The 12,341-nt window shown below is 38.1% G+C and carries 15 protein-coding genes; 5 read left to right on the top strand and 10 right to left on the bottom strand.

Going from position 1 to position 12,341, the window contains the following annotated elements; genetic code table 11:
* Positions 1–17: 17 nt before the first annotated feature.
* Positions 18–572: a PadR family transcriptional regulator gene (locus AC5WOE_RS06195; RefSeq protein ID WP_496052161.1), complete on the bottom strand. Its 555-nt coding sequence runs from the start codon at positions 570–572 to the stop codon at positions 18–20.
* A gap of 142 nt (positions 573–714) precedes the next feature.
* On the opposite strand from AC5WOE_RS06195, the gene AC5WOE_RS06200 reads away from it, so the two are divergent.
* Positions 715–1,797 (top strand): DNA alkylation repair protein, encoded by a 1,083-nt coding sequence (locus AC5WOE_RS06200; RefSeq protein WP_496052162.1) that lies wholly within the window; start codon positions 715–717, stop codon positions 1,795–1,797.
* Positions 1,798–2,105: 308 nt separating this feature from the next.
* Positions 2,106–2,504, top strand: a complete 399-nt coding sequence (locus AC5WOE_RS06205) for a Gmad2 immunoglobulin-like domain-containing protein (protein ID WP_496052163.1) — start codon at positions 2,106–2,108, stop codon at positions 2,502–2,504.
* Between the two features lie 168 nt (positions 2,505–2,672).
* On the opposite strand, the gene speD is transcribed toward AC5WOE_RS06205, so the two are convergent.
* The 7 genes from speD to AC5WOE_RS06240 form a co-directional block, all read right to left on the bottom strand.
* Entirely contained in the window at positions 2,673–3,056 is a 384-nt protein-coding gene (gene speD, locus AC5WOE_RS06210) for an adenosylmethionine decarboxylase (protein WP_496052164.1), read from the bottom strand.
* Between the two features lie 159 nt (positions 3,057–3,215).
* Positions 3,216–4,040, bottom strand: coding sequence for an SPFH domain-containing protein (locus tag AC5WOE_RS06215; protein WP_496049576.1), 825 nt, complete (start codon positions 4,038–4,040; stop codon positions 3,216–3,218).
* Between the two features lie 130 nt (positions 4,041–4,170).
* Positions 4,171–4,683 (bottom strand): hypothetical protein, encoded by a 513-nt coding sequence (locus tag AC5WOE_RS06220; RefSeq protein WP_496049575.1) that lies wholly within the window; start codon positions 4,681–4,683, stop codon positions 4,171–4,173.
* Positions 4,684–4,869: 186 nt separating this feature from the next.
* Positions 4,870–5,403 (bottom strand): hypothetical protein, encoded by a 534-nt coding sequence (locus tag AC5WOE_RS06225; RefSeq protein WP_496052165.1) that lies wholly within the window; start codon positions 5,401–5,403, stop codon positions 4,870–4,872.
* A gap of 180 nt (positions 5,404–5,583) precedes the next feature.
* On the bottom strand, positions 5,584–5,862 hold the full coding sequence (locus AC5WOE_RS06230) for a hypothetical protein (protein WP_496049573.1): 279 nt from the start codon (positions 5,860–5,862) through the stop codon (positions 5,584–5,586).
* Between the two features lie 2 nt (positions 5,863–5,864).
* On the bottom strand, positions 5,865–6,761 hold the full coding sequence (locus AC5WOE_RS06235; RefSeq protein WP_496049572.1) for a restriction endonuclease: 897 nt from the start codon (positions 6,759–6,761) through the stop codon (positions 5,865–5,867).
* Positions 6,762–7,026: 265 nt separating this feature from the next.
* On the bottom strand, positions 7,027–7,827 hold the full coding sequence (locus AC5WOE_RS06240) for a polysaccharide deacetylase family protein (RefSeq protein ID WP_496049571.1): 801 nt from the start codon (positions 7,825–7,827) through the stop codon (positions 7,027–7,029).
* Positions 7,828–8,162: 335 nt separating this feature from the next.
* On the opposite strand from AC5WOE_RS06240, the gene AC5WOE_RS06245 reads away from it, so the two are divergent.
* From AC5WOE_RS06245 to AC5WOE_RS06255, 3 genes are all read left to right on the top strand, one after another.
* The gene (locus AC5WOE_RS06245) at positions 8,163–9,755 is read left to right on the top strand and encodes a YndJ family transporter (RefSeq protein WP_496052240.1); all 1,593 of its coding nucleotides are present in this window, start codon (positions 8,163–8,165) and stop codon (positions 9,753–9,755) included.
* A gap of 196 nt (positions 9,756–9,951) precedes the next feature.
* Positions 9,952–10,452 (top strand): hypothetical protein, encoded by a 501-nt coding sequence (locus tag AC5WOE_RS06250; RefSeq protein WP_496049569.1) that lies wholly within the window; start codon positions 9,952–9,954, stop codon positions 10,450–10,452.
* Positions 10,453–10,459: 7 nt separating this feature from the next.
* The gene (locus tag AC5WOE_RS06255; RefSeq protein WP_496049568.1) at positions 10,460–10,774 is read left to right on the top strand and encodes a helix-turn-helix domain-containing protein; all 315 of its coding nucleotides are present in this window, start codon (positions 10,460–10,462) and stop codon (positions 10,772–10,774) included.
* Positions 10,775–10,963: 189 nt separating this feature from the next.
* On the opposite strand, the gene AC5WOE_RS06260 is transcribed toward AC5WOE_RS06255, so the two are convergent.
* Both AC5WOE_RS06260 and AC5WOE_RS06265 read right to left on the bottom strand, forming a co-directional pair.
* Entirely contained in the window at positions 10,964–11,821 is an 858-nt protein-coding gene (locus AC5WOE_RS06260; RefSeq protein WP_496049567.1) for a hypothetical protein, read from the bottom strand.
* A gap of 102 nt (positions 11,822–11,923) precedes the next feature.
* A complete protein-coding gene (locus AC5WOE_RS06265; protein WP_496049566.1) occupies positions 11,924–12,253 on the bottom strand; it encodes a hypothetical protein in 330 nt (109 codons plus the stop codon).
* Between the last annotated feature and the right edge of the window lie 88 nt (positions 12,254–12,341).

Here is a 12,341-nt window from a genome sequence, read left to right on the forward strand (position 1 = left end):
AAACTCCTCCTCTTCTTCTACTCTCCCTTAAATACATAGCTCCCTGACTGGATCGAATGAATTAATCGATGTGTTACTTCTTGGGCATATCCAATATAACCAACCCACATCCCCACCAGTTCTGGGTGTTTCGAAGGATCAGATGGGATGAACTCTGTTGGCAATTTTCGGAGAAAGGATTCTGTTTCTTGCAAGTGAACAAGCCGATCCTCTAAAAGTTTCATTACATACTCGCGTGGCATAAATTCCATAAAGGCAATTCCGGCAGCCAACATTTGAAAATCGTTGCTTTTTAATGCTGCTTCCAACAGAATGAGAAATTCTGCTTCTCCTTTATTCGTCAATTGATACTCTGTTCGTGATGGGCCAAGTTTCACTCCACTCTTGGCAGAATCTATCGGCAAGATCATTTCCTGCGATTCGAGCTTTTCCAAAGCATGATAGATAGAACCTGGTTTCACACTTGTCCAAGTATCCGCTCTCCATGTTGTTAAATCTTGATAAACAAGATAACCATGAGCTACTTTTCTTCGTAAAAAGGTCCCCAAAACGAGTAATCGAACAGCTGACAATCTCTTCACTCCTTTTCATCAAACTAAGTATAATCAAATTATCACCGCTAGTCAAATTTGAATAGCTTAACATTTTATCAAAAGGCGGTTAGAATAAAATGGATAATATCTTCTAAAATTGTTTCTAAAGGTAGAACAAACAATGGATAAATTAAAAAATGTTTACAACTCTCGTTTTGTAAATCAGCTTGGTACAGCAGTAAAAAAAGAATATCCTTCTTTTGACGAAGAAGCCTTTCACCAGTATATTTTCCAGGCAGATTGGGATGATCTAGCTCTCAAACAGCGTATGCGTCGGATAACAATTTCCCTATATGAAACCTTACCAAAAGCTTATTTAGACACACTTGCTATCCTATTTGCAGTAGCTTCAAAGTTCACTGGTTTAACGGGACTCATCTTTCCTGACTATGTGGAACAATACGGCTTGAAAAATTGGGATGAATCGATATCTGCACTGGAAATTTTCACACCATACTCTACTGCTGAGTTTGCTGTTCGGCCATTTTTACTACTTAATCAACCGAAAATGTTGAATCAAATGTTCCGATGGTCTAACCATCCAAATGAACACGTACGAAGATTAGCAAGCGAAGGATGTCGTCCACGCCTTCCATGGGGGATTTCTATTCCATCACTCAAACATAATCCGTTACCCGTCTTACCTATCCTTGAAAATCTTAAACAAGATCCGTCTCTCTATGTTAGAAAGAGTGTTGCCAACAGCTTGAACGATATCTCCAAAACACATCCTGATTTAATTCTAGAGCTCGCTACAAAGTGGTATGGAGAAAATGAGCATACCGATTGGATTATCAAACATGCTTGCCGTACCCTTTTAAAAAAAGGCGATCAGCGTATCCTCTCTATTTTTGGTTACCAAGAAAACGCTGCTTTCGAATTGACACATTTTACTCATAGTCCAAACTCCATTCCAATAGGGGGCGATCTTAACTTTTCCTTTCAGATTCATTCACAAGATCAACAGAAATCGCGAATCGAATACGCAATTGATTTTGTAAAAGCAAGCGGAAAGACCAGTAGAAAAGTATTCAAAATAACAGAAATCGAGATGAAAAGTGGGGAAACAAAGTCCTACAGCAAAAGGCATTCATTTCGAGACTTATCTACTCGAAAACATTATGGTGGAGTCCATACTTTGACCATCCTTGTGAACGGAGTGGCAAAAGCCTCCTGTGACTTTCTGGTGGAAACAGATCAATAAAAAACAGAACGGTCCAAAAGATCGTTCTGTTTTATACTTTATAGTATCATTCGCATCAGAAACGCTGCATCTCGCATTCCATAAGAATCATGTCCGCTTTCTTGGGTGAGAAGTTGTTTTATTACAAAGAGATACCAAGAGAGCAGTTGTCTTGCATCTCCTTAGATAAACTGTCCTAATTGCTGTCCTTTTTTATGGAAACCCAGAATAGATGTGAATGTTTTGATTTTTTTATTTTAATTATCATAATTTTCGTATAAAATATACATCGTGAACTCTATCACCTATCACGTTTGGAGGAATCTATCATGAAACGATTAACATCTTATGTTCTAGCACTCTCACTCTTTGCCACACTTGTAATCGTTCCAAATCTAGCAGAAGCAAAAACACCAACAAAATCTTATGTCACCTATGTAGTGACAGGACAAGCTCGAATTTGGGAAGCCACTTACTCTTATCGGATTACATTAAAAAAGAAAGAATTAACCAAAGGTTATGGTACAGCTTCGAAAGGTGCACCTGACTGGGGAGATTTTAAGGAAAAAATCAAAGTAGAAAAACATAAAAACTTAACCCTTGAACTTTTTGAACAAAGTCAAGAAGATGGAAAAGAAATCAATAAATTGATCATTCCATTGGATCATTCTAAGTGTAAAACCTATCAGAACAATGCTTTTCGAAATGTAAAGGTAACCATAAAATAACTTATTGAAGTCTCCTAATTATGGAGGCTTTTATCTTTTTCATATATTCGTCTCTATCGTTAGAAGGCTCATTTCTGCCTTCTAATACTCGTTTATTCGTCCAACCTTACATAAAAGCCGGGGACTGGCACCATCGAAGACAGCACCAGTCCCTTGAAAGCTCCTCGCCTACTTGAAGGGCTTCGGACTCATGGGTCCTTGTCCCCTTGGAATGAGCCAGCCAGAGTACGACTCCGGTTCTAGCACCTCGATCAGGTATCGGATCGCAAGCTCCGGATCAACTGTTCTACCACAGGTGAAGCAGTTGATCGCTGCGTATCCTTCCTCAGGGTAAGTGTGAATGGTCAAGTGACTCTCGGACAGCACCACTGCAATCGTGACGCCTTGCGGGTCAAATGTCTCAGACTCCACACCCACTACCGTGGCACCGCACTCCTTGGCTGCACGGATTAACTGGACTTCTAACTCCCCCACATTGTCGAGGAGGTCGAAGTCCACTCCATAGACATCCAAAGTGACTTCCCTGCCGAACGTGGTGTACTTTTGCGACACCCATACTCCATGGTTGAAGCGAAGATCTTACCTAAGATTCTAATGGATCAATTATTTTTTGTAAATTATGAATAATCATTTCCACTTCCTCATAATTATATTTTTCTGGATCATCAAAAAAAGGTATCCTCTTTGTATTATATAGAGGATACCTTTTACCTAGCTGTCTATTAAATCATCAAAATCATTTAATTTCCTATTTTTTTGGATCACTTCCGATAGTGTTGTGGTTTCATCTTGTGATGATTTTTGAAATAAACTTGCTAAATTAGACATTTCATATGGAAATAATATCGTACTGCTCTTCTCTGCTGCGATTTCAGTCATAGTTTGCAAAGTACGCAATTGCATGGCGACAGGATGTTGACTGATGACCTTAGCTGCTTCTGCTAATTTTTCAGCAGCTTCATATTCCCCTTTGGCAGTGATGACTTTGGCTACTCGCTCCCGTTCTGCTTCTGCTTCTTTTGCCATCGCGCGGCGCAAACCTTCTGGAAGATCCATCGACCGTATCTCCACACCAGTAACTTTAATTCCCCATGGTTCAGTGGATTCATCTAATGTCTTACGCAATAAATCGTCTAATTTTCTCTGCTCTGTTAACATTTCTTGCATCGTATGAGCTCCAAGATTAGAGCGAAGCACGGTTTGTGCCACAGTGGAAGTTGCTTTTTTATAATTTTCTACCCCATGAAGTGCCTTTTGAGCATCCACTACTTGGTAGTAAACGACAGCATTGATTGTTACTGGGACACTATCTTTTGTAATAATATCTTGATTTTCTACATTTTCTACACGAATCCGCATATCTACTTTTTTGATCGACTCAAACAATGGGAATACAAATCTCACGCCAGGTTTTAAAGAACGAGCATAACGCCCAAGACGAATCACTACACCTTGTTCATATTGCTGAATTACTCGTAAGGAAGTGAGGATAAAAAAGAGGATTATTATCACAAGCGGCAAAAGAAGGATATACATATAGCCAACTCCTTTATGCTTAAAGTGGTATCACTCTAATGATAATATAAAGAAAAGGCTTTCAGTCAATAATTATTCACAATTTTGTGATATAAATAAATAAGCCCAATTCGAAGAATGAGGGCTCGTTTCAATGTTTTTTTATCGCTTTGTTGATCTCATCCACAAACTCTTGTAATTTTTCTTTTTCTCGAAAGGAAATATCGATGGTTGTTTGTTTCTTTTTTTCATTACTAATCAAATATAATTTATAACCTAGTCCTTTAGAAAGACAATACAATCCAGAAATGAGAAACAAGGAATATACAAAAATAGATACAAGTCCCACAATAACATCCAAGACCAAGCTATTCCCAACCATATATAGATAAAAATAAAGGAGCAATATTCCCGCAAGAAATCCACTCAAACCAAAACGCTTTTTTTCTTCTGCTTTTGAAATAATTTGCAGAGGATATGATTTTTCGCTATATCGCCCAATAGGAATCGTCCATAATAACCTTTTTCTGTCTATAACCTGAAGTTGATTGTTGTCTAACCTTATCTTTACTTTTGTCCAAGGAAAGAAAATGCTTTTCTTAAATTGGTATTCTTTTCCACTATCTTGTTTTTGTGCGTCAGTTGTATTCGATTTTTTGGACAATGGAACATCCTCCATTTTAGATTGCGAGTTAATTTCTTCGTTATTTACTATTTATTATAGAAGTGTTCGAGAAAAAGCGCAAAATGGAATCTATATAGGAGTCAGGATTAGCTCAAAAAGGCGAAAAACCTTATTTTTCATGAGTTCTCTCTCTGAAAATAAGGTTTTTCATTTATATTCTGTTCCCTATAACTTTGCTATCGCATTGTTAATACGATTTGCTATCCCATTCATTCTATTTCGCTCAGAATAGGAAATAGAAATGACTTCTCGCTCTCCTCCATGATTTAAAATATGAAGACGGTGGGGAAAAGCAGACGAAAATAATAAAATAACAAAGATATGTAAAGGTATGTATAACAGAAAAGTCCCCAGTCCATCAGATAGAGAAAAAGAGAAATCAATTAACATAACAAGAAAACTTATAATAAATCTACCTAGTCGAAACCAAGAACTAGTTGAAACACTAGAAAGCGATTTTAGCGGAAAGGTTAAGTTGTATTTTCCGGTCGGGATTAAACCTAACAAAAAGGTTCTTCCATTTACTTGCAACAGCTTATCATTGATACTCAAATTCACCTTATTCCAAGGAGTGAAAATACTTCTTTTGAATACATAGTTATCCTCATACGCGGGAGATTCTTCTAAACTGCTCTCTCCCACTTCCTCTACCACTTCACTTGAAATTTCAGTCCCATTTGCATTTACATCTACAGACAAGGTATATCCTCCTAAAATGAAATATTATTCCTATTTATAGGTAACAAACGTCTCTATTATAAAACTATTATTCATAAATTGCAAAATATATCCTATCTTACATTAATAAGAATTTCCTATCTCTTCGGAAAATAATGTAATCTTAGAAGAACCTCCTGTACCGTGCATACGAAAGCATTCTTACTGCTCTATTGGAGCTGCTGAAGAATCTTGTACTTTGTCATCCCATGTATCTTGATCGATTACACCATAGTAAGTTGTAAATATCCACTCCTCCTCCTCATCAAGAAGAAGGTCATACAATTTATTCATCACATAATAATCATTATCTGGCAAAGAAATATCCGCATCCATCTCTAAATCTGGTATTTTTTCATCCAGCTCTAAGAGATAATCTTCATCGATCATGCTACCTGTTTCTGTAACTTTAAAAAAACAGTTTTGTATTTCATGATGCACCCCTACTCGTCCAAAAAATAATCGGTATCAATCTTTTTTACCACATATCTCGCAGTCTCATGCACACCAACATTAAAATCGATCATATAGTCCGTTAACTGATCCCCATCTACTAAAATAATCTTTTGATTGAGATGTTTGACATATTCAACGGCATCCTTTGTAAACCGAGATGTTGTGATAAACACCCCTTTTTGGGCGGAACGACCGAGGATACTTCCCGCAAACGCTTGTAACTCTGGACGTCCCACTGGATTACTCCATCGCTTTGCTTGAATATATATCACATCCAAACCAAGCTTATCCTCCTTGATCATCCCATCAATTCCACCATCACGACTTAAACCCAGCTTCTCTTCATGCGCACCGCCATACCCCATCGCAACTAACAAGTTGACCACTAATTTTTCAAAAAAATACGGATTACAATCCTTGATTTTGTCTAGGAGGTCTTGTTGCAATGCTCTGCGAAGCTGTTTATAACCAGTTTCTAACACTTCTTCTGGCGTGTTGGTCTCTTCTTCCTCTACTTGAGTCTCTTCTTCCGATGTTCGGATCTGCTGTCGAAACTCTGCATATTCGGAGTATCTTTCTTTTAATATTTTAATCGTTAACTTCCTAGGCTTCTCTGCCAACAAATCCAAACCCCGCTTGGTAATTTGCAACTTCCCTCGCTCTGGACTATCTACCAAAGATGCCTTTATCAAATGAGATTTTGTCCAAGCGACTCGATTATCAAACCGCCTTGATCCACTAGATACTTGCTCTTCTCTCTCTTCTAGTGTCAGTCGAAACCGCTTCGCCAATCTCTCTCTCACATCTTTCAACGTATGTACTTTTTGATTGGATAAAGTTCGGAGGAATGGGAGGAAAATATTTTCAAATTTTGGTATTGCCATCGTTCGACTTCCTTTATGTTTACTGATAATTATTATGTAAGTGTACATTTAAATTGAATTTTCCAATTATATTATACATCAAGAAATCCATCAGAAAAAGCGAGCTAATAATCAGCTCGCTTTCTACTTAGATAAAATCCTTTTTACAATGGCATATGGTTGTATAATAGACTCACCTAACGAGGGCCATGTAACTTTCAAAAAACCATACTTCTGTGAAAACTGTTTTATCAAGCATTTCTTTGCTGCTCGATAGTTTAAAATCTTAACGATAAGCTGGGATGTGTAACATTTGATCAACTGTTACTATTTGATACCCTTTGGAGTTCAAATATTGAATCAAAGTAGGCAGCATCTTTACAGTTGCCGACCGATTACCGCCACCACTATGATCTAAAATAATACTTCCATTTTTTAATTCTTTTTTAATGGTATTAAGAATTTGCTCAGGAGTTCTGCCAGGTTTCCAATCAAGCGTATCCACATCCCAATCTACAATTTGAAATCCATCCCTTAGAATAACTTGTTTTTTTCCTTTAATTGCACCATAAGGAGGACGCATGATAGCTACATCCTTACCTGTTATTTGTTTCAATTGTTGTCTGCACCGATTTATCTCCCATAAAACTCTTTGATCCGTTAGTTTTGGTAAAAGGGGATGATCCCAAGTATGGTCCGCGATTATATTTCCATTGGCAACAATTTGCTTCACGATATTTGGATATTGTGCCGCGTTTTGACCAATTAGAAAGAAAGTCGCATGAACATGATATTTGTTCAATATTCGGAGTATAGCTGGAGTATAAATATTATCTGGACCATCATCAAAGGTAAGAGCGACCCATTTCTTATTGCGGCTACCATTAAAATAAACCGATTTTTTTCCATATTGGATCTCTGCTGGAGAAAGTGGTTGTTCATGAACATTCATTGCTTTTTTCATATGATTATTAGACAGAATGATTGTTTTTTCTTTTTCAGTAGGGCTTGCTGCCTCTGTATTCATACAACCACTTAAAAGGACAAACAAAAATAAACCACTTATGACTAATAAACTCCGAACCATTGATTAGATCTCCTATTTTATATTTTCAGACTAATAATATTCTATCAAAAGCTTATTTATAATAATAGTACTATACACAGAAAGTACTGATTCTTTTGAAACAGCCTCCATACAAGGTCAGACGAATTAGGTGTTTTTGAGAAAATCCACGAATTTTCATAGCTTCTTTTCAGCCATCGTAATTTTTGTCATGTTTTTTTACTATGTAGCGTATCTACTTCCTATTATTTGTGGTAGACTATTCAGAAAAAAGACAAGGAAATTTTATTTATATGAAAAATTACTTATTAAAAAGCTCGCTAATTTCTTTTCTTTTATGTTTAGTATTTATTGTTATGGTGTCTGGCATTGAAAGAATTCTGCTCTTTTCTATTTTTCTCTTCATTCCCACTTCACTGGCTTTAGTCCCTACAATAAAGAGAATGAGTGGAGATAGTTCCAGATATCATGCCCTTCTATCCAAATGTCATATATTTTTTGCCCTAATCATGGGAATTGCATTGTTATTTCCTACTGGAAGCACACTCTGTAAAATATTATCAATCGTTTGGTTGATCTATTCATTTGCACTATTTGGTTATGGAGTCAGACGTTTGATGGAACGAGGATATTATGTCATAGAAGAAATTGCAGTTGATTCAAGTTTCTTATATGCTTTCCTTGGCGGCATTACGCTCAGTATGTACTGCTTTTCTACCAATCCGAGCATCGCTTATCATTATCTAAGCACCACTTTCCATTTTCAATTTACTGCAATCTTATCTGCACTCTTTATTGGATGGACAGGCAGGATACTTACGATCGATGGAAAACTTGGTTTCTTATATCGCTGTGTTGTTATCGGTATAATAGTCAGTCCATTGCTCATTGGAATTGGCATGCTCACCAATCCTTGGACTCAAAACATAGGGTTATGGATTTATACTTTATGCATAGTAGCATATTGCTATTTTGTCTTTTTCCGTATCGAGAAAAAGAATGTTATCACTGATCTTTGCATTCAAATATCTGCAATACTATTAGTCGCCACCTGCATTTTGTCTATTATCAATGGTATATACCAATTGCATGGAGTCACATGGATTCGATCGAATGTTTGGGTGTATTATCATGAAATTCCGATTGCTATTGGATTTGTATTAGGACTGATTGGATGGTATTACCGAAAACCGTTAGAGAGGAGAAATTTATATCAACTCCCTCAAATCAACATCAATGGAAAATGGTTTATCGGTAAAAATTTCTTACAAGAAAATGGATATGAAGAAGAAATCGTTTCTCATGCTGGTATCTTAACAAAGGTGGAAAGGTTCAGAAGAAGCGATCTTATGATCGATCAGCTCCATCCAAAAGTAATCTCTTTCATGGAAAATACATCATTATATGATATTTCTCTTCACGCCCATTGGACCAAAGGGGCTTGGCTCTTTGAAAAATTACATAAAGCATTGTCAAATAAAATACAACAAGCGAATATCCCCTCTCCTGGGGAGGGTATAAGAGAGTTAGACAGTAAAATCATTAGCATTCATAACCCTCACCAATATTGGAATAGAAAATTAAATGCTTGGATTTGTGCTTATAAAGACTCCGATGACACTTATATTGCTGGTGTTTATTCCGAGCATGAATACGATGGTGAACGATATATTCACTTCACTATGCCAGTACCAAATTACAATCGAGCAACGTTTTATCGGCTGGAACATGGTATAAATGGGTCCCTTCAATGCACTTCAGTACCAAGAAGAGGGGGAGACGGTGATGAAGGTCATTACCTCATGACAAAAAACTTTTCTCTCCGGATTCCATTCAACGAGAATCTCATCATTTGGGTTGATGAATATGGAAGATTGCAAATGACTCACCGTTTTTGGTTTTGCGGAGTGAAAGTTCTTAATCTGGAATATGAAATGATTGCAAAATAAAGGAAACACGAAAGCGACAACATGATGTAGTTGTCGCTTTTTCGTTAAAAATTAATTTTGTAATTTTTGATTATTTCAAATAAAATATTACATAATCTTCCTCTATACTTCTGCACCAGAATATAGTTCGAAAGAAGGAGGGTGTAACAATCAGGGTTTAATTTTTTCTGACAGTTTAAATCCTGTATCATATAATATGAATAAAGCCAAAGTAATTTACCTGCAAAACAAAAACGGGGATCAGCCGGCTTTAGACACCATTTACGTGATGGCTCAAAAAGCAAATGCTGGTGATAAATCATGTCTTCGTCTCCTGCCACTAATTCGATTGGGTCTGCGGGATATGGAGAAACATGGAATTCCTGAATGGGATGCATTTCAAGATTATCAATTTGTCACCACAGAATCGAGTAGATTTTTAGTTACCCTTAATGTCGTCAGACGATTAGATCACAGTCCGCCACTTTTGGAACTTCAAGTAAATGAAGATCATTTTCCAACGGATAGCAAAAAAGAAAGCTATTTTTTTCGAATGCTGTTTTTTACTCATTATCATAATGGAATACAGTATGTTTGTTGTACCGAATCTATCATGATGAAATCAAAATCTAGTATAGCGTTTACCAAAATGGTAACACAATCCCTAAAAATGCATGCTGATTTTATTCGTAATCCTATTAAATATATAGGGAGATGATAGAGCGATGAAAAAGCCTACCACTCATCAAGAATTGATGAGTTTTCTTGACCAGACGCCAAAGATGAACGAATTTATGGAAAGTTTCCCTGTACAGATGAGGAATCTTATTTTTGACCGCCGTATTCAACTGGGCTGGACACAAAACGAACTAGTTCAACAAGTAAAAAAAGTAACTGGTCACGCTATTACACAGACAACCATCTCTAGAATCGAGGGTGGAACCCCTGGAATCACCAGTGATACGTATGACAAAGTATTGCAAACACTAGGCATGAAAAGGGTAGAAGTAGATTTTTGGGAAAATCCCGATGAGAAGTAGCATTTCTTTAAGACGACAAAGAGCGACCTGATCCTCAGGTTGCTCTTTGCATTTAGGTATTACCTCACTGGATTGCCATCTATGTGAAACAAACAAATAATTTACGGGTCCCCATCATAGGCACACACAGATAGTGTGCTTGCACAAAGTGCTTGACCTATGGGGGAGTAGACCCTCTGTTGAGCTCAGCTAGTTGCTGCTCATATCTACCAGATTCGTGTGGACAGTGCAGAGTCGGGCATATCCCAACCCAAGGCGCTGCTCTGCAACATCGTCACTTTTGAGCTTGTTCCACGCTGCATCGTAACAGCGCATTGCTTCATTCCTTTTCACCTGGAGGTCAGGGGAGGAGATGTCTCGAAAGACGATTGCTGCGGAAAGATAGGACTGGGCTAGCTCCGCATACCCCAGACCTCGAACAGAGTTCCCTTCCTGGAGTGCTGTCAGCGAGGACCGGATGATGGTTATAACCGCATACTCACTCACATACTTCGGACTCCGGGGATTGGACGCATAGACCGTAGCGAGCCGGGCATACCCCCATCCCAAACTCTGTTCAGCAGCATCGTCACTACCGAGCTTGCTCCACGCTGCATCGTAATAGCGCTTCGCCTCTCTCCCCAACTCGAAACGAATTGATGCAACTGCTGCTGCGAGATAGGAATGGGCTAGTTCCGCATAGCCTACACCTCGATCCTGATTCCTTTCACGAAGGGCAGTCTTTGCTTCCCGGATGATGGCCATCAATCCCTGCAGCTCTTCTCCTGCCATTTTGATTGAAATGGCAGGAGAAATGGACGCATAGATGGTGGCCAATCTGGCATATCCCAAACCCAAACGCTGTTCCTGTGCATCATCACGTTCCAAGAAGCTTCGCGCTTTCTGAACTTGGGGTTCTACGTCGATGGAGAATACAGACGAAAGGATGTGAGATTGAACTAGCTCCGCATAACCGAGGCCACGAAAGGAATGCCTTTCTTCAAGTGCAGTCTCCGCATCCTGGATCATGCTCTCTGCAGTGTCGATTTGCGAAAATGTCAAATGCATAGCTTGATACTCCAACAGATGGTCGAATGCCTTTCAGGACTTATTTCCATTGTAATACGATCAGACTTAGAATCAAAGAAACAATCATTTCAATATTCCTTATTATTTTGGTTGTTTCCCAGCATACACGTCGTAGTTTGTCCCATGAATATAAGTAATCCCTTCCCCCATCTCCACTACCTGTGCGCCAAGTAACGTAATCTCCATTCTTTTCCCATCTTGGCTGTGAAGAATGAGTTTACTAATCGGTTTATCTGACAGAGAAAGCTGATTTGCCGGCTTTCGATCAAAATAGTAATCAATCCTCATCTCCTCTTTTCCCAAAGACAACTTCGATCCGCTATAAAGCTGCCAATGTGGACTGATCTTCAGGAAATCCACAAAATCTCTCACCTTGTCTCTGCAACCTTCTACGATAAGTTTTAGTGCCATTTTTATTCCCCTTTCTTTTGGTGCCAACCACGAATATCGAATATTCCAATAAATAAATCCCAAAAAACAGATGAGCAATCAAATAATA

This window comes from Shimazuella sp. NTD248, from assembly GCF_059510395.1.